Below are 22,473 nucleotides of genomic sequence, written 5' to 3'. Positions count from 1 at the left end.
CCATGAAAACCATCGCCCGTCGTGCCGCTGCCAGCCTGCTGGAGACGCTGAACTTCACCGGCCTCTCGGGAGAGCAGGCTCTGCTGGCCACCATCGTCAGTGAAAATCCCGCCACGGATGCCCGCGTGCGCAAGCGCGCTAAATCACTTCTGCTGCTCGACGAAGGCGCGACGGTCTCCGAAGTGCGCCGCAGCACGGCGATCAGCCACCGCAGCCTCACGGAACTCGTCCAGCGCTTTCGCACTGGCGGGCTGTGCGCCGCGCTTCTGGGCCTGCATGCCTCCGCAGCCAGCCGTGCATGGCTTACCCTCAGCCCTTCATCGGCATTCCGCGTGCAGTTCCAGCCCGCCTCTTCAGCCAAGAAACGCGCAGCTGCATCATCCCTGCCTGCGCTGGTCAGCGCTCAGCCGGAGAAAGTGGCGGGCGCAGGCCGATGTACCACCAGGACCGCCCGCTCGTCTTGCGCGACAGCTTGATCGCTGTGCATTTCTGGATCTGCCGCATTCACCGCCTTCCCTGCCCTGTCAGAATGGCAGACCCCGGCGATTGGAAAAACACCTGCATCGTCTCGAACTTTCCGAGCGCAATTCCTACCAAAAAGCATCTTATTTGACACATTTCATATTCTTCGCTAAATCGAATTCACACAGGGAACGCAGACAATTATCAAGAGATGCTTTCCCAAGTGTTTCTGAGCCGACTGGACTACCGGAGGCAAAGCCCGTTCCCACTTGAAGGATCGCCGAGCCACTCACGCAGGCGATGCTCATCCACGCAGGCGTTCCATTTCCTCAAACCATCATCTCTCCATGAGTACTACCGACAATCCCTTCCCGGCTCTCAATGCCAAGGCCGCGCGCAATCTGGCCACCGCCACCGTCACCGCCCCGCAGTGGGATGAAATCTCCCCGCGCTGGCTGCTGAAACTCCTGCCCTACGTCGATGTCGATGGCGGCGTTTACCGCGTGAACCGTGTGGTTTCCAAAGTGCCGGGGCCCACCGTCGAACTGCTGACCGTGGATGAAGGCGAGCCGAGACTGCCGAACACCTTTGTCGATTATGAAGAGAACCCGCGTGAGTACCACCTGAGCACGATCCAGACGATCCTGCACACGCACACGCGCATCACGGACCTTTACAGCAACCGCTTTGACCAGCTCCGCGAGCAGGTGCGCCTGACCGTGGAGGCGCTGAAGGAAAAGGAAGAGCGCGAGATCCTCACTCATCCGAAGTTCGGCATCCTGAACACCGTGGCTCCGCAGCAGAAAATCCAAACCCGCAAAGGCCCGCCCACGCCGGATGATCTCGACGAGCTGCTTTCGCTCGTGTGGAAGAAACCTGCATTCTTCCTCGCGCATCCGAAGGTCATCGCTGCGTTTGGTCGGGAGGCCACGCGCCGCGGCGTGCCACCGCCCACCGTTTCCATCTTTGGCTCCCCGTTCATCACCTGGCGTGGCATTCCGCTCATCCCGAGCGACAAACTGCCGCTGAGCAAGGAAGGCACCAGCAGCATCCTGCTTCTCCGTGTGGGTGAAAACCAGCGCGGTGTCGTGGGCCTGCAGAAAGCCGGTGTTACGGGCGAGATCGAGCCCGGTCTCTCTGTGCGCTACATGGGCACCAATGAAAACTCCATCGCCTCACATCTCGTGACCCGTTACTTCTCCGTCGCCGCCTTGGACGAGGACGCCATCGGCCTGCTGGAAAACGTTTCGGTGACCAACTACCACGAGTATGTCTATCCCAAGGCTTGATCTCACGTCGCCCTTTGCCACCGGCGATGCAGGCGTGGAAGACACCGCGCTCATCGCCCGGCTTGCAGGAGAACTCTTTCATGGCGGCCGGCCTCAGGCACCTGAGTCCCCCGCCACGCTGCCCACGACCATCGCGGGACTGCCCACGCAGCTCCCCGTGACGCCGCAGGCTGCGCCGCCATCGGCAGACTCGCGTGATGCGGGGCTGAACGGCGGCTTTCCCACCACCACTTCATCCGCGCCACCCGTGCACCCCACGGTGGTCGCGCCCAAGGAAGAGCCGCAGTCGAAACAGTCTGAGCAGCCGCCTTCCGGCGGGCATGCACGTGGCGACACGAACTCCTTTGAATACGGCGAGCCCAGCTACTACAGCGATCTGCTTGGCACGCGAAACCAGGATGTGCCGGTGGAAAACGACCTGCACACACTGAAGCGCGCGCCTTCCTTTCCGCAGACGATCCAGGTGTCCGATGATCAGGACTTTTACTTCCTGCAGCGGCTCAAAGGAGCCACGCTCCCTGCGCCACAGGCCTCTCTGAGTTCCTTTGATGTGGAAGGCGTGCGCCGTGACTTTCCCGCGCTGCACCAGCGTGTGAACGATCACCCGCTCATCTATCTGGACAACGCCGCCACCACGCACAAGCCGCAGGCCGTGCTGGATGCCACCGCGCAGTTTTACGGACGTGACAACTCCAACATCCACCGCGCCGCGCATGTGCTGGCAGAGCGCTCCACAAAGCTCTTCGAAGCCGGGCGTGAAAAAGTACGCCAGTTTCTCGGAGCAGGAGATGCCAAGGAAATCGTCTTCCTGCGCGGCACCACGGAAGCCATCAATCTCGTGGCGAACAGCTACGGCCGCAAAAACGTCGGCGCGGGCGATGAGATCCTGCTCACGCAGCTCGAGCATCACGCCAACATCGTGCCCTGGCAGCTTCTCGCGCAGCAAACGGGTGCCGTCATCCGCGTCGCGCCCATCAATGATCGCGGTGAGCTGATCCTCGAAGAATTTGCCAAACTGCTCAATGAGCGCACGAGGATCGTCAGCGTCACACATGTTTCCAATGCACTCGGCACGGTCAATCCCGTGGAGCAGATCATCCCGCTGGCGCATGCCGTCGGTGCGGTGGTGCTGGTCGATGGCGCGCAGTCCACGCCCCATATCCCGATCAATGTCACCGCGCTGGATGCCGACTTCTTCGTCTTCAGCGCGCATAAAATCTTCGGCCCCACCGGCATCGGTGCGCTGTATGGCAAGAAGCACCTGCTTAATGAAATGCCCCCGTGGCAGGGCGGCGGCCACATGATTCAGGACGTCACCTTTGAGAAGACGATCTACCGCCCGGTGCCTGAAAAATTCGAAGCAGGCACGCCCGACATCGCGGGCGTTGTCGGCCTCGGTGCCGCCATCGACTACCTCTTCCGCGTCGGCATTCCCGCCATCGCCGCGTATGAGCACTCGCTGCTGGAATACGCCCAGCATGCGCTCAGCACCGTGCCCGGATTGCGGCCCATCGGCACCGCCGCCAACAAGGCCAGCGTGCTCTCCTTCATCATCCCCGGAGTCTCAAATGACGCCATCGCCAAGCACCTGGACAAGCAGGGCATCGCCGTGCGTGCCGGACACCACTGCGCCCTGCCCGCGCAGCGTCATTTTGGCCAGGATACAACCGTCCGCCCTTCGCTGGCATTTTATAACACGTTCAGCGAGGTCGATGCCCTCGTCGCCGCGCTCCATCAACTCCCCAAACGCTGATTCGCCATGTCCACCATCACCGCCTCCGCGCTGCACGAACTGCTGCAGGACAATGCCTCGCAAAACGTCATTGACGTGCGCACGCCGGTCGAGTTCGCCGAGGTGCATGTCACTGTGGCCAAGAGCGTTCCCCTGGATTCCCTCGATCCCGCCACTTTGTACGAGACTCAAAACCTCAGCCTTGAGAAGCCCTTGTACATCCTCTGCCGCAGCGGCCAGCGCGCCACCAAGGCCGCCGATCGGCTCGCAAAGGCCGGCTTCCCAAACTCCGTCGTCGTCGAAGGCGGCACGCTCGCCTGGCTTGAGGCGGATCTGCCCGTGACCCGTGGCACCACGAAGGTCATCAGCCTGGAGCGCCAGGTGCGCATTGCGGCAGGTTCCATCGTGCTCACCGGCGTGCTGCTCTCACAGTTTGTCAATCCCTCCTCTGTCTGGCTCTCAGGCTTTGTGGGCGCAGGGCTCATCTTTGCCGGCATCACCGACTGGTGCGGCATGGGTTTGCTGCTTGCCAAAGCCCCGTGGAATCAGAAAGCATAGTTCATGTCTTCCCGCAAAACGAAGAACCCCGCGCTCGCCCTCGCCGACTGGCACATCCCCGAACTGCTCGCCTCGTATGAGCGCTTCGGCGGCTTCAACGAGAACAGCTCCAGCAACCTGCCATCCAAAGGCGCGGTAAACCAGGTCTGCGAAGACCTGCTGCAGCTTCTCTTCCCCGGCTTTCACGATCACGATGCCATCCCGGACGGCACGCTCGCGCAGGTCACGGTGGAGCGCATGCTCTCCGTGGTGCGCCGTCTGCAGGAGCAGGTGCGCAAGGCCGTGCGGATTGGTAATCCGGATCTTCCCACCGGCAAGACGGTGCCCATCATGAAACGATTCGTGAAGGCCATCCCCGCCGTGCGTGAACTGCTCAAGCATGATGTCGAAGCCGCCCTGGCGGGAGATCCCAGCGTGCGCATGCAGGAGGAGATCATTCTCTCCTTCCCCTTTCTTGAAGCCATCGCCATCCAGCGCCTCGCGCATCGTTTGTACAAAGAAGGTGCCCCCATCATTCCGCGGATGATGACGGAATGGGCGCACTCACGCACGGGCATCGACATCCACCCCGGCGCGAGCATCGGCACGCACTTCTTCATCGACCACGGCACCGGTGTCGTCATTGGCGAGACCTGCAAGATCGGCAATAATGTGAAGCTCTACCATGGCGTGACGCTCGGAGCCCGCAGCTTTGCCAAGGACGACAGCGGTCAGATCATTCGCGGCAGCAAACGCCACCCCGACGTGGAGGACAACGTGACCATCTACCCGAACTCCACCATTCTCGGCGGCGAGACCGTCATCGGTGAAGGCAGCACCATCGGTGCAAACGTCTTCCTCATGCACAGTGTCCCGGCCAACTCCCTGGTCGTCACCAAAGAAGCCGGGCTTGAGATCATGAACAAGAACGCCAGGAAGAACAAGAAGGAGATCGGCGAGTTCATCATTTGAGAGGGCAATCGGTCACCCCCAGAAGCTTCGCGAACATCCGCAGAATGAGTTCGTCGCAGACTTCCTCGATTGCGTGATGATTTGACGATGGTGCGGCAGGCCGTGGTGAAAAGGGCTCCGATGCACGTCCATCGAGTGTCCTTGGGCAGCATCCCTGACTCCTTGTCGGCGCAGCCACCTTGCCCCCTTGACTCTCCGCTCATCATCCTTAGCCTCTTTCCTTGATGCCTGACCGGACCACCGGAAGCCGTCCCCAAAACGCTTCCCCAAATCCATGAGTCCCAAAACTTATCACGGCATCGATCATCACGTGGGCAACACCCCGCTCATCCGTCTGAACCGCCTGTCCGAAATCACGGGCTGCGAGGTCCTCGGCAAAGCCGAGTTCATGAACCCCGGCGGCTCCGTCAAAGATCGCGCCGCCTACGGCATCATCACCGATGCGGAAAAGAAAGGCCTGCTCAAGCGGGGCGACACGATTGTTGAGGGCACCGCAGGCAACACCGGCATCGGCCTCACCGTCATCGGCCACGCCCGCGGCTACAAATCCGTCATCGTCATTCCAGAGACGCAGTCGCCAGAAAAGATCACCCTGCTGAGCACACTCGGCGCGGAGGTCCGTCCCGTGCCTGCGCAGCCCTACAGCGATCCTGGCAACTACAACCACGTCGCGCGCCGCCTGGCCGAAGAAAACGGCTGGTTTTGGGCCAATCAGTTCGACAACACTGCCAATCGCGATGCCCACTATCACAGCACCGGTCCGGAGATCTGGCGGCAGACCAAGGGTGAAGTCACTGCCTTCGTGGCCTCCATTGGCACCGGCGGCACCCTGGCAGGCACCAGCCAGTATTTGAAGGAGCAGAATGCCAAAGTCGCCGCTGTTTGCGCCGATCCCTACGGGGCCGCCATGTGGTCATGGTTCACGAATGGCAACACTGACACCGACGATGGCGATTCCTTCGCCGAAGGCATCGGCCAGATGCGTGTGACCAAAAACATCGAAGGCCTCAGTGTGGACAAAGCCTACCGCATCGACGACCAGACCGCGCTCAGCATCGTCTATCAGCTCCTGCACGAAGAGGGGCTTTTTCTGGGCCTCAGCAGCGGCATCAACATCGGCGGTGCCGTCCGCTTTGCCCAGGAGCACGGCCCCGGAGCCACCATTGTCACCATCCTCTGTGACTCCGGGCACAAGTATCAGTCAAAACTCTTCAACAAAGCCTGGCTGAAAGCCAACGGCCTGGACCCCGATTTTCCGATCGACAAAGCCGTCGGGTAGCAAGGTTCCAAACAAAAAACCAAAACCTCATTCATTACAGACTTAAATTCAGAAAAATTTCGACAGCTTCAGGTCATAATCCATTCACTATTGAGATTTGCATAATAGCCTGACATTAAGGCCAGAGTTCTGCCTGAGCGAAGCAAGCGGTGAGGATGCGGTGTCTGCGGCGCATTCTGCGCAGGGCCGCTGTCGCCTGCATGCTCAACTGCCAGGCCTCCCGCACGATCAGGTTGCCTATCTCATGCTGCTTGAGATGCGCCCACATGTATTCAACCGGATTGAGCTCCGGGGCATGGGCTGGCAGCCGCTCCACGGCAATACCTCCGTTGGTTGATGTGATGAACTCGCTGACCACCCGCGAACGATGGATGGGCGCACCGTCCCAGATGACCAGCAGCCTGGCACCTTTGAGATGGCGGTGCAGCGCCTTGAGGAACTCCACCACCTCTTCGCTCTTGATGCTGCCGGCATGGATGCGGAAGCAGAAGCTCCACAGGGTGATGCCTCCAATGATGGAGAGGCTCTTCCAGTTGAAGGTCTCATGCAGCACAGGGGTCTGTCCGCGTGGGGCCCAGGTGCGCACCCGGTGCGGGCGGGTGCTCAGCCCCGACTCGTCAACGAAGACGATGAGCAGCCTTAGTTTGGATTGCCTTCTTTGATCGGCGCATGCTTGCCCCGGTCATTTTGTGATGCAGGCGTAAAAGCGCCATTCCTGCCGCCGACAATTATGCCGCTTTAGTCATTAATCGCGTTCGTGGCACTCCGCATTCGGCAAATCCTTGAAAAAAACGTCAACCGGTTACGGATGGCGATGGGTTTGACGCAGGAAGAGCTTGCGGAGCAATCGCAAATTGACCGGCGGCAGCTTCAACGAATTGAGGCGGGAGCGGCCAACCCTGGGGTAGAGATGCTAGCTCGGCTACGCAAAGCGCTTGATTGTTCGTGGCCTGATTTGCTAGCTGGCATGTGACCAGGCTCTGGCCCCTCATGCTGCACGGGTTAGCAGGTCGAAGGCATGGAAGGGGGCTCCTGCGGTTTCGCCATCGAGGAGAAAGTCGCCTGCGTGTCTGCTCGCGTTTCTTTATTCCTCCGACTCATTCACTACAATTCAAGATGGGAATGGATCAGGCAGCTGTTGCCATGTATGCGGTCCACCCATCATTTCGGCGTCATTGAGCTGGCAGGCATCGAGCTGTGCTGTGAGTGCGGCTTGATCCATTTCACGCCCGATCAGTACGATTTCGATGCGGCGGTCTCCGTGGGGCTCTTGCAGATTTGGCTTCAATTTCTGCCTGTGCTGCGGGATCCTTGGGGCATTCATCACGACCCACGGCTGACCAGAACATGCCCATGGCGCGGGTGTCCCTCAGCACACCGGCCTGAGAGATGCAGCCTGCGAGTTCCATGCGTGTGGCAAGCCAGAACATGCCTTTGGCCCGGATGACGCCCTCCCATGCTGCACGCATGAAGGCGTCAAAACGCTGCAGATGAAATGGCCGCCGGGCACGGTAGATAAAGCTGCTGATGCCATACTCCTCCGTCTCCGGCGTGTGACTGTTCAAGGAATCCAGCCAGCCTTCAGCCTGCTCCGACTCCTCTTGTGCGTAGAGGCCGGTGCTCAGCACGGCATTCAGCGGCACTTCGGATTGACGAGTTTCATAGACCTTGGCCTTCGGATTCAAAGCCTGGATGACACCACGAATATCGCCGAGTTCCTCGGCGCTTACGACATCGGTTTTATTGATGAGGATGACGTTGGCGAATTCAATCTGATCCGTCAGCAAATGGACAATCGTACGTCCGTCTTCCTTGGACACCGCCTGCCCGCGCTGCTGAAGATCTTCGGTGCTGTAGTAGTCATTCAGGAAGTTGCGTGCATCGACCACGGTGACCATGGTGTCGAGTTGCGCGAGATCAGACAGCGACCGGCCCTCCTCATCCTGAAAGGTGAACGTTTCGGCCACGGGCATCGGTTCGGAGACTCCTGTGGACTCAATGAGCAGAGCGTCGAAGCGGCCTTCACGGGCCAGTTTTGAGACCTCCTTGAGCAGGTTTTCCCGCAGGGTACAGCAGATGCAGGCGTTGCTCATCTCCACCATTTTCTCCTCAGTACGGGAGAGCTGGGCATCGCCTGCTTTCACCAGCTGGGCATCCACATTGACCTCGCTCATGTCATTCACGATGAGGGCAACTCTGCGTCCCTCGCGGTTTCGCAGGATGTGATTGAGCAAGGTGGTCTTCCCAGCTCCGAGGAAGCCGGAGAGGACGGTGACTGGGAGTTTCGGAGTCAGTATGTGCATGAATGCGTGGAACCTTATAACGCAAATATGTTGCAATAGATATTGACATATTGCAACTTATATGCGTTATCGAATGGACACATCGGCCACTACTTCCGGCCTCTTTTCAGTTCATTTTTGAAATCCCTGCTCTGCACATGTCTCATGCTGGTTCTCCCAACACATCTCGAAAACCCGCCCCCCTCATCCTGTCGGTGGAGCGCGCGGACGGGACGATCTGTGAGCTTTCCGAAGGTGAGTTCCGCTCCGGCGCAGGCCGGCTGCTTTTCGTCCGGCGCGGGAACCGCATTGAGATTCGCTGCCCGCGCAGCAAGGAGCTTTTTTCCATCCATTTCGGTCCCATGCCGCTCACCGGCGCGCACTGAGGCACAGCCTTTCGGGCGGTGACAAACACCGCCGGAAAACAATCGAGGCCGGAGGTCGCAGAACCCGGAGCCCTTCACACACAAACCAACACACAGACAAAGAAAATGAAGGTATCCCATATTCTCGCGACACGCCTGGCGCGTCGTTACAACCAGCAAGGCCTGACGCTCATCGAGCTCCTGGTCGTCCTGGTCATCCTGATTGCCCTCGCCGGCATTCTCATCCCGCAGTTGCCAAACATGCTCACGCGTGCTCACACGGCGGCAGCGTCCACCAACATCCCGGAAGCGAACAAGCGCATCCAGGAGTTTGAGCAGATCTACTTCAAGCAGCCCGCGAACCTTGACAATCTTGTCAACGGCGTGGCACTGGTTGACTATCTGCCCGGCACGACTGGCCTCACCGCCACAGCGCTGACGGCAGGCACACGTGATGCTCTGTTCAATGCGGGAATCACGTCGCTTGCGGGGCTCTATGACACGAAGGCGAACCTTGATACGGCTGGTGGCAACACCACCTTCAACCCGTATGACGCTGCCGCTGACCTCGACCTCTCGGCAGGCACGCCTTCCGTCGCTGTTGCCACGGAAGCTACCGTCGAAGGGCTTCTGCGTCCTGATGGTGGCGCAGGTGATACCTACGTTGCCCTCGGCATCGGTCAGAAGAGCGAACTGATTGGCCGCACGACCAATGAGGCGCCGTATCACTTTGGTGATGTGGCAGGCTCGGGTCCTGACGTCGTCTATGCCCGCTATCTTGCCATCTACAAAGTGGCGAATGACGGCACAGCCTTGGACAAAGCTGTTTTCATCGGGGTGCTCGCCATGCATGACGACGGCCTCGCCAATGGTGGCGATCACGTCTCTGAGTTCTTCAACGCAAACCAGCTGTAATCTGACAGGCATCGTCTGATGCCAAAGTCTTCGGCACTTCGCTTTCTGCGGGATGCCTCATGGCCCCGCCCGGTCAAGCCGGGCGGGGTTCTTTAAACATCGCACGCCCTCTCAGCCAGTCCATGCACATGCACCGCGATCACAACAATGCCGGAGCCGCAGCACGCCATCACCGCGTGGCGGGCCTGACGTTGCTTGAGCTGCTCGTCGTGCTGATGGTGCTCATCGCCGTGGCTGGAATCATCGTGCCAAACGTGAGCGACCTGCGTCTTGGCTTTGCTGGCGACCGCAAGACAGCGCAACAAATTGCCACAGAGCAGACCCTGCTGCAGGTGCGCGCGGCGATCCTGGGCGTGAATGGTCAGAAAGGCTTGTGGCCCGACCTGGCGCAGCGCGATGCCGACCTGCCCCAGACCATGGCCGAGCTGTTTGTGCCACGTGCGGGCTGGCCTGACTTTGATCCCAGCACGCGCATCGGCTGGCGTGGCCCCTATCTGCTGGGCAGCGGTGCACGCTACGGTACCAATGACGCCTATGGCAGCGCCACCGACCCCGCCGTGCTGGATGCCTGGGGCAGCCCCATCGTGATCCAAACCCCGGATGCACAGCACATCCGCATCGTCTCCGGCGGCAAGGACGGCGTCATCGACACGCCCCCCATCGTGACCATGCCCGCCCTCGCTGATTGTGGCGATGACGTGCTTCTTTTTCTCCGCGTGGCGGACACCCGCTCATGAAAATCCACCGCCCATCTCTCCACCAAAGCGGCCTCACCCTGCTTGAGCTGCTGGTCGTGCTGACCATCCTCGTCGTGCTCTCCACCGTCGCCATCACCAGCACCAGCGGCGTGGCAGATCAGGCCCGCTACGAAGCCACCCAGCGCACGCTGGAAAACATCCGCGATGCAGTGATCGGGCCTGCCAACCTGCGCGACACAGATGGAACTCTGCTTTACACGGGGTTTGTCGCTGACACGGGACGCTTGCCGAAGGCGGTGGCTGAAGTGGTGGACGGAGGCACCGTTTTGACCCTGGCTGAACTCGTCCAGCAGCCTGCTGGTATGGCTGCATATCAAGTGCTCCCGGCGATCACCTCGAATTGCACTCCAGAGGAAGAAGCAGATGCTGAAGACCCCATGCCTCCTGCCAAAGTCAGTGCAGACACCATCCGGCTCGGCGTTGGCTGGCGTGGACCTTACCTCCGTTTGCCCCCTGGAAATTTCCTACCACGAGATGGCTGGGGAGCGCAGTTGGTGACACCCGTTGGTCTCGTTCCAGGTTTCCCCAACGATAGCCTTCTAAACGGCGGAGGGGCTGTTGGCGCAGGCGATCCGATTGATCAAATCATCAGCTATGGACGGGATGGGGCGGTTGGAGGTGTGGATGCGTATGATGCTGATCAGAGTATAGCGTTTGAAGCGACCTCCTATAACTCAGAATTAACCGTTCAAGTAGAGTTTCGGAATGCCACAGGCGTGATTTCGCCACCAGCTCCGAGTCGCAACATCTTTGTGCGACTGTTCGGCCCAGATCCTAACAGTGGCAATATTAGGGTGAAAAAATCGCTGGTACAGGCCACACCGGGTATGGCGTCAATCGTGACAATGTCATTTTCCTTCCCGGAAGATGGTTCAGGCATACCTGTCACTATTGGACCGTGCGCGGTGAGAGCCTACTTCGAAGACGACGCCAATCCATTGACGGATGACCCCAAGTCACCACCTGCATACCTCATGCTCCGCCCCGGCCAAAACAACCGGACACTCGTCATAACTGTCCCATGAGCCGCACGATCCTCCTCGTCACTCCCCACTTGATCGCGCGCGGTGATTTCAATTCGCGCGGTGTGCTGCGCGGCATGGGGCACGCGGTGCCGCCTGCGCATGGAGTGGATGTGGCTTCGCTCACGCTGGCGGCTCTTGGGCTGGTGAAGGCTGCTCCACGTCGTGTCTGGGTGCTGACGACTGCCGCCGCCACGGCCATCGTGGAGACTTCACCGGGGCGTTTGCTGGGCTTGAATGAAGCAGAGCTTTCCTCAGCGCTCGCGTTTGAAGCGGAGGCGCTGACCGGACTGCCTGCGATGACGAGCCAGACCGCTGCCTGTCGTATGGCGGCGGCAAGCGGCGCGGAGGCCTGGTGGGTGACCCAGATCAGCCAGCGGATGCGCGGCGAGATCGAGGCTGAAGTCTTGCGGCGGGGCGCGCGGCTGGAGGGCATCGCTCATCCGGGCGGCCTTGTCATCCAGCTTGGCACGGTGGCGGAGCGCTTCGAGCTCTGGCATGATTTGATCTTCATTCACCGGGCCAGTGGCGCGTTCGACATTCTGGCGGTCGATGAAAGCGCGCCGCTCACGTCGGTGCTGGCGCGTTTTCCCGCCACGGGCAGCGCGCGCATGATGCTGACTGCAAAGCCGCAGGCGCTCGTCACGGACTGCGAGGTGCACAGCCTGCATGAAGATGAAACGCTGCGCTCGTGGCTCACGTCATGGCATCAGGCTCTCAACGCGCCCACGCCCTCTGTCCCGGTGCTGCTGCCGCCGGCACAACCGATGAGCGCAGTGAAGCGTGTGTGGTTGTCCGTGAGCACGGCGGCCATCGCCCTTGCGCTGTGCTTTGCACACTGGTGGATCTCAGAGCGGCAGCTTCACCAGGTGCAGGAGGAGGTCAAAACACTCGGTGCTGTGGCCAAACAGCGTGCTGAGCTGAAGCAAGCTTCCGCAGACATCAGCAAGCTGCGCACCGAATTGGAATCCGCCCGCCGCCTGCAAAGCCAGGCCTTGCGCGGTTTTGGCGCGATGCTTGCCGCCGTGGGCGAGTTGCGGCCCTCCGGCCTGCTGGTGCGCAGCTTGAAGGAGCCCGCCGGTTCCGGCAGCCCGGCAGGCTCCCGCTACACCGGCATGGAGGCGCTGATCTCCGGCCTCTGCACGCATCAGGAACTTGCCGCCGAGTTCTCGCGCACGCTTGGCGCACGCCTCACGCCGTTAGGCTGGAGCGTGCGCCCGGCACGCACCACGGCACGGCTCGCGGGCGGCACGCCGACCTGGGATTTTGAGATTCCGCTGAGGCTTGATGGCAGCTCCCCAACCGGCTCAAACACTCAAGCCTCCAGCACACCATGAAGCCGAAGAACAAGCCCTCGCTCACCGCGCGTGAACGCTTCCTGCTCCTGGTGCTGCCGGGTGCGCTGGTGCTGGCGGTTTATGCTGTCTTCATCAATGGCGGTCATCTCAGCGCCCTGACCAAGGCCAGCCTGCAGCGCGACAAATTGCGTGAAGAAGTCGGTCCCATGAGGTTGAATCCGCAGGCGCTCGGCGCGGACCTGCAACGCCTGAAGACCGAGCAGGCGGACTTGAAGCGCAAACTGGCCGCCTTCGGCGAAGGCGGCAGCGATGCCATGCAACGCTCCGAAGCCGTCGTGATGATCGGCGCATTGCTGCGCAAGCACGGCATGACCATGGTGGATGAAGGCCCCTCCGCCAAACAATCCGCCCCCACCCCCGGCACCACACGTGGAGCTGCCGTCAAACAAAGCCATACCACGAATGCTGACAGTGTGTGGCAGGTGCGCTTTCTCGGCAGTTGGAGCGGCGTGCAGGCCACGCTGATGGCCCTGCCCGACTTTGAAGGCAGCGCCTGCCTGCCGCTGAGCCTGAGCATGGCGGAACCTCAAAACCAAAGCCCCGTGCGCGAGTGGACGCTGCGCCTTCGCCTGTGATGCACCTGATGAGCGACAGCCCCCACACCCTCCCGATCACCGTGCTCTCCGGCTTCCTGGGTTCAGGCAAAACCACACTGCTGCGCCGTCTCCTGCGTGAAGCCAAGGGAACGCGCCTCGGCGTGATCGTCAATGACCTCAGCGAGCTGGAAGTGGATGGCGACCTGGTGCGCGACCCCGAAGGATTCAATGAACAGCGCGGCAACTTCGCCAGCATCCACACCGGCAGCATCAGCGGCACGCAGCGCGGGGCGTTTTCAAACGTTCTTGATGCCTGGCGCGGGCGCGATGACCTGGATCACGTCATCATCGAAACCTCCGGCAGCACGCATCCCGGGCCTCTGATCCAGGAGATCAGCGCACGGCCTGAGTTCAAGCTCGACACTTTTGTCACGCTCATTGATGCGAAAGCATTCATGGAGGACTACGGCGGCGGGCGCATGCTCCGTGAGGCCACTCAGCCCCAGGCTCCTCTGCTGTCGGCACAGATCCGCCTGGCGAATGTGATCTTGATCACCAAGACCGAGAAAGTGATCCCCGAGGCCATCGAATGGATGGCCCAACACCTCACAACACTCAATCCCTCCGCAGCGCTTTACTCAGTCAACTACGGCAGGATCAAGCCTCAGTTGATCCTCGGCACCGGCAGCTTCGACATGGATCGGGCACAACATCTCGCCGCCGGCTGGCAGCATGATGACGTGGGTGATGCCGCCAGCTATGACCTCGGCAGCACCGTCATCACCGATCCTCGTCCGCTGCATCCACGTCGGCTTTGGACCCTGTTCCGCGAGCGACTCGGCGCAGGCATCCACCGCAGCAAAGGATTCATCTGGATGCCCTCACGGGATCGCGATGTCCTGCTGTGGAATCAAGCCGCCGGCAGCATCGAGATGGAGCTCATGGCCTACTGGAAAGCGGCGCTCGTGACCAATCCCGATGGCAAACTCGTGCCGGAGGAAATCGCCATTCTGCATGACATGCTCCAAGGCACCCACCCCGAATTCGGCGACCGCGCCTGCGAACTGACGGTGATCGGCACCGCGCACGACCGCGCCATCTTCGTGCAAGACCTCAAGACATGCTTCTGCACCGACGGCGAAACCACCGCATGGAAGCGCGGCGAGACCTTCGACGACCCATGGCCCAAAACCCTCCTGCGCGTGTGATGAGCCAGCCCCTTCCATCCATGTCACAAGACATCCCCATTTCCCGCCAGCGTGTACTCCTGAGCGACTTCAAAGCCGCGCTGCTTCAGCAGATGTTCTTCTGGGGCCGTGATGTGATGACGAGTGGCAATCTGCTTATACAGCACGGCTTCATCAAACTGCCATCCCCCGGATTGAAGGGCACGAGTTGTTATCGGCTCGATTACCGTGGAGGCATCATCGAGCTTCATGGTGCCTGCGCTGGCTGGTATCCCGGCGCTCATGATCCGCAGCCCGGCTTTCTCTTTGTGCGCACCTCAGGCCGCTGCACCTCGCATCATCTGCATGAGCCGGTGATCCCCGGCAGCTACCAGCCCGAGGTGCTCAGCCACGACACGGCCTCCACCATGAAAGGCGCGCAGGTCTTTGCCACCTGGCTGGCAGACTACGAAGACTGGATCCTCGCGTGCCAGGGTGCGGACTACCGCAGTCAGTGCCGCCACATGCTCGGCAGACTGCCAAAGGGCAGCCCCTGGCTGCCCGCACCACAGGCCACAAAATGGCTGCGCGCCCTTGCACAGCAGGGGGCTGCCGCACCGCGTGCCAAAAACATGTTTCATGGCACATCCGGCCACAATCCAACACACCATGCTTCTCAGCAGACGATCAGGCCATCCCGGCTTCGGCAGGAGAAAAGCCACGCCGCTCTGAACTGATCCCTCTTCCGCATGGACACTCATCATGACAGCGCAAATGCAGACGCCTCCGCCCGTACGGCTGAGGAGATTCTTGGCAGGCTTCATGAGCGCGGGGTCAGGCGCACCCCCGCCCTGCGCAGCCTGATTCACGCGATGACCGCGCACTCTGCCCCTGCCGCCATCGCCTACTGGGCAGACTTGACCAGCCTGAAGGAATTCAACCCCGTGACACTCTACCGCCTGATGTTGAAGCTGGAGCAGGCAGGCGTGGTGCGGCGCATGCATCTCGGCGAACGTGCGCAGTACTTTCAGATCATCCGGCCCGGCCCGCAGCCGGACTACCTCGTCTGTACGAACTGTGGTGAACTCCAGCCCGTGCAGACACCGCCCGAGCTATTCAGCATGGAGCAGCAGATCGCCGCAAACTCAGGCTGGAAAGCCGTGCGCCATGAACTGGAGTTTTTCGGCTTGTGCCCGCACTGCACGGAGGGCCATGACGTGCCGCAGGAACGCCGCACTCACCAAATACGATGAGCGTGCCTGCCCAACAACTTGAACCCCTGCTCGACCGTTGTCTCGACCTCGGTGCCTCGGACCTGCATCTCGCCAGTGATGCCCCGCCCTACTTCCGTGTGCAGGGTGTGCTCAGGTCAGATGAATCTTCGCCAGCCATCCCGGAATCTCAAATGGAGCGCTGGGCGCGCGAAATTACCGGCCAGTCAAGCGGTCCGGTGGTCCGTGACACCGGCAGCTACGATGGGGCCCTCACCAGCCGGCGCGGCGTGCGCTTCCGCATCAACATTTACAAGGTTCGCGGCCGCATCCATCTAGCACTGCGTCGTCTGGATGACCGCTTTCGCCCGCTGTCGGAGCTGGGGCTGCCGGAGTCGCTGAACCAGCTCTGCCTGCAGCCCTATGGCCTCGTTGTCATCGCAGGTCCGACGGGTTCCGGCAAGACGACCACGCTTGCCACGCTGCTGGATCACATCAATCAAACGCGGCGCTGCCATCTCATCACGATCGAAGACCCGGTGGAGTATGTGCATCACTCCAATCTCGCGCTGGTGAATCAGCGCCAGCTCGGGCTCGACACACCCAGCTTCAATGACGCGCTCGTCGCTGCCATGCGGCAGGACCCCGATGTCATCCTCGTCGGCGAAATTCGCGACCTCACCACCATCCGCACCGCCATCACCGCTGCGGAGACCGGACATCTCGTTTTCACCACCGTCCACGCGGGCGATTGCGTGGGAGCCATCGAGCGCATGGTGTCTGTGTTTCCTGCGGGCGAGCAGGACGGCATCCGCCGCCAGCTCGCCCTCGTGCTGCGTGCCGTCGTCGCCCAGCATCTCGTCGTCGCGGACGGTCCTGGACGAAAACAACGCGGCAGCGATACCGCAGAACCCAAGGGCCGTCGCGTCCTCGCGGCGGAGATTTTGATGGCCAGCCAGGCCGTGGCGAACCTCATTGCCACGGGCAAGAGCAACCAGATCTACTCTGCCATGGAGTCCGGCACGCAGCAGGGCATGCAGACCATGGAGCACAGCCTCGCCACGCTCTACCTGCGTGGAGACATCTCCGAGCAGACCATCAATGCCCTCGCCCGAAAGCCAGCTCAGGTGTTTGAGCGCGCCAGCCGCATGAGGACACGTTCCGCCGCATCCGCATGACCCCCGCACCTCACAAACCGCAGACATTGCTCGATCTCGATGCCGTGCGCATTGATTCGGTGCAGGCCTTGCGTCTGCCTGCGAGCATCGCCTTGAGACGAAGACTCCTGCCCTTTGCCGTGCATGAGGGGCATGTGTGGCTGGCCTGCCAGCATCAGGATGATGAAGCAGCACTCCGCACCTTGCAGCGTTACTTTGAGCACCCCCTGCGTGCGGTGGTGGCAGAGCCCGCATCACTCGGCCGCGCTCTTGACCGGCTTTACCGCGATGCCCCCCAGGCCGGGACCAGCACGCTCACACGCTACACAGAGCGCGGACAGGCCGCCGCCAGCCTGGATGCGGGAGACGGCGATTCCGACGCCACGCAGCTCGCCAATGAAATCCTCCGTGCTGGCATGCTGCGCCAGGCTTCCGACATCCATTTCAATCCGGGGGAAAAGGAGCTGCAGGTGCGCCTGCGCGTCGATGGTGTGCTGGAGGAGGCCTACCGCCTGCCCATGAGCGTGCATGGTGCTTTGCTCAACCGCTTCAAGATCATCGCCGGGCTGAACATCGCCGAACGTCGCGCCTCGCAGGATGGTGCTTTCCGTCATAGCGAAGCCGGAGCACGCGGCCTGGTGGTCGATGTGCGCGTGGCCACCATCCCCACCAGGCATGGCGAGCGCCTCACGCTGCGCCTGCTCGCCGTGGACAGCAGCCGCTTCAGTCTCGGTGCTCTGGGCATGAGCGCCACGCATCACGCCATGTTCAGCGAGGCCATCGCCAAGCCGCACGGCCTCATCCTGCTCACCGGTCCCACCGGCTCCGGCAAGACAACCACCCTCTATGCCGCGCTGCGTGAACTCATTGCCGCCGAGGTGCAGAACATCATCACCATCGAAGATCCCATCGAAAATGAAATCCCCGGCCTTGTGCAAGTGGAAGTGGACAGCGCCGACAAGGTCAACTTCGCCAGCGCCCTGCGCAGCGTGCTGCGGCATGATCCTGATGTCGTGATGATCGGTGAGATTCGTGATCGTGAGACGGCGGACATCGCCATCAAAGCCGCGCTCACCGGCCATCTGGTCTTCTCCACGCTGCACACAAACTCAGCCGCCGGAGCGGTGGTGCGTCTGGCCGAGATGGGTGTGGAGCGTTTCCTCATCGCCTCCACGCTGCGCCTTGCCGTGGCGCAGCGGCTGGTGCGCAAATGCTGCGGGCATTGCATTCAGCCGCGCGCGATCCGCACCGGAGAAGCGGCCCTGCTCGCGCAGCCGGAACTGGAGGGGCTGGATGGTTTTGAGCCGCAGGGCTGCCTCTACTGCGCCGGGCGCGGTTTCATCGGCCGCATGGGTCTGTTTGAAATGCTGCCGGTTGATGAGCAGTGGTCGCAGATGATCGCGCGTGGTGCGGATGAGGCGGCCCTGAATGAATCCATGCGCCTGCGCAACCTGCCGCTGCTCGTCCACGATGCCGCCGATAAACTGCGCGCCGGCAGCGTGACCATGAATGACGTGCGCAGCGCCGTGACCGTCTGGTAAACTCCCCATGCCCGCCTTCCTCTACAACGTTCTCGATGCCGCAGGTTCCCGTCTCTCGGGTGAACTGGAATCCGCCTCCAGCGCAGCTGCCGCAGCCGAACTGCGCGGACGTGGCCTGACGGTGATTGGTCTTGAGGAGGCGCAGCAGCCGGCCCACTCACGCGGCTGGAAGCCCTCCGAACTGCTGTGGATTCGCTCGCTCGACATCGAGATCAGCCTCTATCAGCTCGCCACGCTTTTGCGCAGCGGGCTCACCTTGCTGGGCGCACTTCGGCTTGTCGCGGAACAGTCGGAGCGTGGCCGTCTTCGCAGAGTGTGGGAGGAGGTGGTCACCGCCATCGAAAGCGGGCGCACCTTTGCAGATGCGCTGGCCCAGCATGCATGCTTCAACCGCCTCGTCGTGCAGCTCGTCAGCGTGGGCGAGCAGACCGGCCATCTCGGCCCCGTGCTGGAGCGTGCCGCCATGGCTCTGGAGAAAAAGCGCACGCTGCGCGCCAGCTTGCTCACCACGCTCATGTATCCGGCCATCGTCTTCCTGCTTGCCATCGGGCTGGCGGTTTACATGGTCATCGGAGTGCTGCCAAAGCTGCAGGTCTTCCTGCGGGCGATGGGCAAGAAGCTGCCGCCGATGACCCAGCGTCTGCTCGACATCAGCGACTGGATTCAAATCAACGGCGTCACCACGGTCATCATTGCCGTGTCATCCGTCCTCGCTCTCGTGATGCTCTTTCTCTGGCCGCCTGGACGTGCCGTCATTGATGCGCTCGCGCTGCGCATCCCCCTCCTCGGCAAAGCCTTCCGCACCGCAGGCACCGCCCTGTTTGCCACCAGCTTCTCGGCACTGCTCAGCAGCGGCGTCACCCTCATTGAGGCGCTGCGCGTCACTGAACGGCTCATGGGCAACCGCCGCCTCGCCGACATCGTGACCACCGCCCGGGAGCAGGTCATGCAAGGCGAGCCGCTGGCGCGGCACTTGAGCCGCCCGCACGGCTTCATGCCCATGCTCCCGCGCATGATCGCCGTGGGCGAATCCTCAGGCACTCTCGACAACGTCCTGGATGAAGTAGCACGCTTTCACGAGGCCCAGCTCGACCGCCTCATCAAGCGCCTCACCGCGCTCATCGAACCAGCCGTCATTGTCACCGTCGGCACCGTGGTGGGCTACGTCTACATCTCCTTCTTCATGGCCCTCTTCGCCGCCACCGGCCCTGGCAACAACATCCGCTAAATCATTGATGAAACACCTGCTTCTCACCGCGCTCCTGCTCGCCTCGCTGGCATCTGCGCAGACACCCTCACCACCCAGGACTGCCCCAGATCCCACGGTGCCAGATGCAGCGCTTCAGCAGCTGCTCATGGCCACCCTTCAGAACAAGGCCAGCGAGGCGAGCATCCCCGCCATCCTCATGCGCGGCAAGATCATCAATCAAACCGGCCATGGCCTCATCATCATCGAGGTGAACAAGCAGATATATACGCTCAAGCAGGGCGGCACGCTCAGCCTCTCCGGGGAATTCAGCCACATCAGTCTCCAGCTCAGCGAACTCACCAAAGAGAGCGCCACCATCGAAGTCCTGCCGCTCAAGCAAACCCTCCGACTCCAATGAAGCATTTTTTCATCCTCGCCCTCAGCCTGCTCTCCCTGACCGCTCATGCGCAGACCTCGCGCGTGGAGCTTATTGATCTCCGCCAGGTGCCGCTGGCAGATGCCGCCCGCATCCTGGCCGAAGCCAGCGGCCTGAATGTCGTGGCCTCCGTGGAGGCAGGCAAAACACCCGTCAGCCTCTACCTCACCAACGTCGAGCCTCGCTCTGCCATCGAAGCCCTCTGCCGCTCCCACAACCTTTGGTTCCGCGATGACGAAAAGGACGGCATCATTCGCATCCATACTCCCGAGGAATACAAGCGCGACCTTGGCAGCTTTCAGGAGGAGCTCACCGAGGTCTTCGACATGCGCTTTCCAAACGCGAACGACTTCGGCCGCTCCATTCGTGATCTCTTCGGCATTCGTGTGCGAATGAACCAGAACACCATGCAGCAGGAGTTCCAGACTACTCAGGAACTGCAGCAGCGCTTTCAGCGTTTTGATGTCGTGGACGGACGCAGCCAGCATCTCGGGACCTCCCAGAACGGCGGCAGCACAACCGCCGGAGGCTCAGGCAACATCAACGGCATGAGCGGCGGCCTTGGACGAAGCTCCATGAGCAGTTTGAATTCGCTCAGCTCCGCAGGCTTCGGCCTCCAAAATCAGAGCAATTCCATTGGAAACAATCCAAACCAGACGCAACTGCGCCCATTGGAGGGGCTCAGTGCTGAGCAGGTTCAGGCACTGGAGGCATCAGCCTCGGTCGAGCGTGATGCCGCCGTGCAGCAGTTGCTTGAAGACCGCGTGGACATCTACGTCACCGTCATCCAGCGCCTCAACAAAGTCATCGTCCGAACCAGCGACAGTCGCGCCATGGAGCAGATCAAGGCGCTCTTCATCAGCGTCGATGTGCCGACCCCGACCGTGCTCCTGGAGGTCAAGATTCTCCGGGTAAGCTTGAATCAGGGTTACAGCAGCGCCGTGGATTACCTGTTCGACAATGGACGCTTCCGTGCCGGCTTTGGAAGCAATCCAGTGCAGGCTGGAAATTTGACCTTTAGCTTTGCCAGCAGCAATTTCAGCGCCCGCATTCAGATCTTGGAGGAAAAGGGCCAGGTGCGCACCGTCTCCACCCCCACGCTGCTCATCGCCAATAACGAAGTCAGCCGTCTGTTCATCGGTGAGGAACGCCCGCTGAACCGCAGCTTCAATGGCGGCACCATTGTGCCCAGTGCAAACAACACCCTCGTCACAGGCGGCAGCACCAACATTGAATTTCGTCCCGTGGGGACAACGCTCCTCATCACGCCCAACATCAACGCTGACAAGACCGTCACCCTGCGTCTGCTGCAGGAGAACTCCAACATCAACGTCGGCGGCGCTTCCGTCCTCGTGCCCAGCAACACCGGCTTCACCAGCCAGACCGTCGACACCGTGCAGTCACGCACCGTCAGCGGCACTGTCGTTGCCCGAGACCAGGTGCCTGTCGTCATCGGCGGCCTCATTGACACCAACTTCAACGACACACGGGCGCAGGTGCCCTTTCTCGGCAACATCCCCGTCATCGGCGCGCTCTTCGGCAAGCGTCAGAACGCCAAGACGCGGGATGAACTCGTCCTGCTGATCTGTCCTCATCTCGTCGATCCCAAAGACGGCGGCGCCATCGTCAGCAAAGACGTACTCGACGCCAACAACGTGAGGGCCCTCCAGTCCTTCACCACCGAGAACGAAGTGAATGAACGCCTGCAAAAAAACCTCCAGCCACCCAATCCTCCACGCGCCCTTCCTGTGTCCGAAGAGCCACCAAAGCCCAAAAAGAGAACGCTGATGGACGTCATTCGAGGACGAAACTGATGCGATTACTTGACGCCAAGAACAAGATCAAGGCGGTATTATTAACAATCTGCCATCAATCAGGGCTTACGCATGAACAGAGAGAGAGAATGTGGAGAATAGAAAGAGTTGGGGGAGGAACAATCCGCTGTACAAATTTCCACAGCGGATGATGACAGTATGAATGCCACCCATTCCATTGTCCGATTGCCCCGAAGCGAGGCAGCAGCAGATGTTGAAGTCCCTTCAGGCGCGGTTCGCCGAGGTTCCTGACCTGCGTCAGCAGGGCAAGGTTTTGCACTGGCTTGACGAGGTGCTCATGGTGGCCTTTTGCGCGGTGCTCTGTGACTGCGACAGCTTCACCGACATGGAGGACTTTGCCCAGACACAGCTGGCCTGGCTGCGCGGTTTTCTGGTGCTGGAGAACGGCGCGTCCTCGCACGATGTCTTTCGCAACGTGCTGCTGGCGCTGC

21 protein-coding genes and 3 pseudogenes are annotated in these 22,473 nt (G+C 61.1%); 22 read left to right on the top strand and 2 right to left on the bottom strand.

Annotated elements, in window-relative coordinates; genetic code table 11:
* Positions 1-2: 2 nt before the first annotated feature.
* The 6 genes and pseudogenes from AC24GY_RS24390 (at position 3) to AC24GY_RS24365 (ending at position 6,271) form a co-directional block, all read left to right on the top strand.
* Entirely contained in the window at positions 3-476 is a 474-nt protein-coding gene (locus AC24GY_RS24390) for a helix-turn-helix domain-containing protein (protein ID WP_422314970.1), read from the top strand.
* A gap of 393 nt (positions 477-869) precedes the next feature.
* A pseudogene (locus tag AC24GY_RS24385) lies at positions 870-1,751 on the top strand (family 2A encapsulin nanocompartment shell protein); the annotation flags it as partial.
* Positions 1,732-3,504, top strand: coding sequence for a SufS family cysteine desulfurase (locus AC24GY_RS24380; RefSeq protein ID WP_487688257.1), 1,773 nt, complete (start codon positions 1,732-1,734; stop codon positions 3,502-3,504). The pseudogene AC24GY_RS24385 and the gene AC24GY_RS24380, both read left to right, overlap by 20 nt.
* 6 nt (positions 3,505-3,510) lie before the next feature.
* Positions 3,511-4,041, top strand: a complete 531-nt coding sequence (locus tag AC24GY_RS24375) for a rhodanese-like domain-containing protein (RefSeq protein WP_487688255.1) — start codon at positions 3,511-3,513, stop codon at positions 4,039-4,041.
* A gap of 3 nt (positions 4,042-4,044) precedes the next feature.
* A complete protein-coding gene (gene epsC, locus AC24GY_RS24370; protein WP_422320664.1) occupies positions 4,045-4,992 on the top strand; it encodes a serine O-acetyltransferase EpsC in 948 nt (315 codons plus the stop codon).
* A gap of 274 nt (positions 4,993-5,266) precedes the next feature.
* On the top strand, positions 5,267-6,271 hold the full coding sequence (locus AC24GY_RS24365) for a cysteine synthase A (RefSeq protein WP_487688252.1): 1,005 nt from the start codon (positions 5,267-5,269) through the stop codon (positions 6,269-6,271).
* 115 nt (positions 6,272-6,386) lie between these two features.
* On the opposite strand, the pseudogene AC24GY_RS24360 reads toward AC24GY_RS24365, so the two are convergent.
* Positions 6,387-6,914, bottom strand: a pseudogene (locus tag AC24GY_RS24360) (IS630 family transposase); the annotation flags it as partial.
* A 114-nt stretch (positions 6,915-7,028) separates the two neighbouring features.
* Here AC24GY_RS24360 and AC24GY_RS24355 point away from each other — a divergent pair.
* A complete protein-coding gene (locus AC24GY_RS24355; protein WP_487688248.1) occupies positions 7,029-7,244 on the top strand; it encodes a helix-turn-helix domain-containing protein in 216 nt (71 codons plus the stop codon).
* 138 nt (positions 7,245-7,382) lie between these two features.
* On the opposite strand, the pseudogene AC24GY_RS24350 reads toward AC24GY_RS24355, so the two are convergent.
* Positions 7,383-8,574, bottom strand: a pseudogene (locus tag AC24GY_RS24350) (CobW family GTP-binding protein).
* Positions 8,575-8,711: 137 nt separating this feature from the next.
* On the opposite strand from AC24GY_RS24350, the gene AC24GY_RS24345 reads away from it, so the two are divergent.
* From AC24GY_RS24345 to AC24GY_RS24275, 15 genes are all read left to right on the top strand, one after another.
* On the top strand, positions 8,712-8,939 hold the full coding sequence (locus AC24GY_RS24345) for a hypothetical protein (protein WP_422320666.1): 228 nt from the start codon (positions 8,712-8,714) through the stop codon (positions 8,937-8,939).
* A 105-nt stretch (positions 8,940-9,044) separates the two neighbouring features.
* Complete coding sequence (locus AC24GY_RS24340) at positions 9,045-9,833, top strand: type II secretion system protein (protein WP_487688246.1); 789 nt, start codon at positions 9,045-9,047, stop codon at positions 9,831-9,833.
* A gap of 128 nt (positions 9,834-9,961) precedes the next feature.
* Entirely contained in the window at positions 9,962-10,570 is a 609-nt protein-coding gene (locus tag AC24GY_RS24335) for a hypothetical protein (protein ID WP_487688243.1), read from the top strand.
* Positions 10,567-11,616 carry a prepilin-type N-terminal cleavage/methylation domain-containing protein gene (locus tag AC24GY_RS24330; protein ID WP_487688241.1) on the top strand — a complete coding sequence of 350 codons (1,050 nt, stop codon included), beginning with the start codon at positions 10,567-10,569 and terminating at the stop codon, positions 11,614-11,616. Before AC24GY_RS24335 ends, AC24GY_RS24330 begins: the two co-directional genes overlap by 4 nt.
* Positions 11,613-12,950, top strand: coding sequence for a hypothetical protein (locus tag AC24GY_RS24325; protein WP_487688239.1), 1,338 nt, complete (start codon positions 11,613-11,615; stop codon positions 12,948-12,950). Before AC24GY_RS24330 ends, AC24GY_RS24325 begins: the two co-directional genes overlap by 4 nt.
* Positions 12,947-13,546 carry a hypothetical protein gene (locus AC24GY_RS24320; protein ID WP_487688236.1) on the top strand — a complete coding sequence of 200 codons (600 nt, stop codon included), beginning with the start codon at positions 12,947-12,949 and terminating at the stop codon, positions 13,544-13,546. The genes AC24GY_RS24325 and AC24GY_RS24320 overlap by 4 nt, the downstream gene beginning before the upstream one ends.
* Positions 13,547-13,554: 8 nt before the next feature.
* Entirely contained in the window at positions 13,555-14,715 is a 1,161-nt protein-coding gene (locus AC24GY_RS24315) for a CobW family GTP-binding protein (protein ID WP_487688234.1), read from the top strand.
* A 20-nt stretch (positions 14,716-14,735) separates the two neighbouring features.
* Positions 14,736-15,410 carry a hypothetical protein gene (locus AC24GY_RS24310; protein WP_487688231.1) on the top strand — a complete coding sequence of 225 codons (675 nt, stop codon included), beginning with the start codon at positions 14,736-14,738 and terminating at the stop codon, positions 15,408-15,410.
* Positions 15,411-15,422: 12 nt separating this feature from the next.
* On the top strand, positions 15,423-15,926 hold the full coding sequence (locus AC24GY_RS24305) for a Fur family transcriptional regulator (protein WP_487688228.1): 504 nt from the start codon (positions 15,423-15,425) through the stop codon (positions 15,924-15,926).
* A complete protein-coding gene (locus tag AC24GY_RS24300; RefSeq protein ID WP_487688226.1) occupies positions 15,923-17,062 on the top strand; it encodes a type IV pilus twitching motility protein PilT in 1,140 nt (379 codons plus the stop codon). The genes AC24GY_RS24305 and AC24GY_RS24300 overlap by 4 nt, the downstream gene beginning before the upstream one ends.
* The gene (locus AC24GY_RS24295; protein WP_487688224.1) at positions 17,059-18,582 is read left to right on the top strand and encodes a GspE/PulE family protein; all 1,524 of its coding nucleotides are present in this window, start codon (positions 17,059-17,061) and stop codon (positions 18,580-18,582) included. The genes AC24GY_RS24300 and AC24GY_RS24295 overlap by 4 nt, the downstream gene beginning before the upstream one ends.
* Before the next feature lie 7 nt (positions 18,583-18,589).
* Complete coding sequence (locus tag AC24GY_RS24290) at positions 18,590-19,810, top strand: type II secretion system F family protein (RefSeq protein WP_487688221.1); 1,221 nt, start codon at positions 18,590-18,592, stop codon at positions 19,808-19,810.
* A 7-nt stretch (positions 19,811-19,817) separates the two neighbouring features.
* Positions 19,818-20,189 (top strand): hypothetical protein, encoded by a 372-nt coding sequence (locus AC24GY_RS24285; protein WP_422319036.1) that lies wholly within the window; start codon positions 19,818-19,820, stop codon positions 20,187-20,189.
* Positions 20,186-22,021, top strand: a complete 1,836-nt coding sequence (locus AC24GY_RS24280) for a hypothetical protein (RefSeq protein ID WP_487688219.1) — start codon at positions 20,186-20,188, stop codon at positions 22,019-22,021. The genes AC24GY_RS24285 and AC24GY_RS24280 overlap by 4 nt, the downstream gene beginning before the upstream one ends.
* A 211-nt stretch (positions 22,022-22,232) precedes the next feature.
* Positions 22,233-22,473 (top strand): transposase family protein (locus AC24GY_RS24275; RefSeq protein ID WP_487688217.1); only part of this gene is annotated, 241 nt, incomplete at its 3' end.

Source organism: Prosthecobacter sp. Pr1 (genome assembly GCF_057652315.1).
Note: the sequence above shows the minus strand (reverse complement) of the source record. Positions and strands in the feature narration are given on the sequence as shown.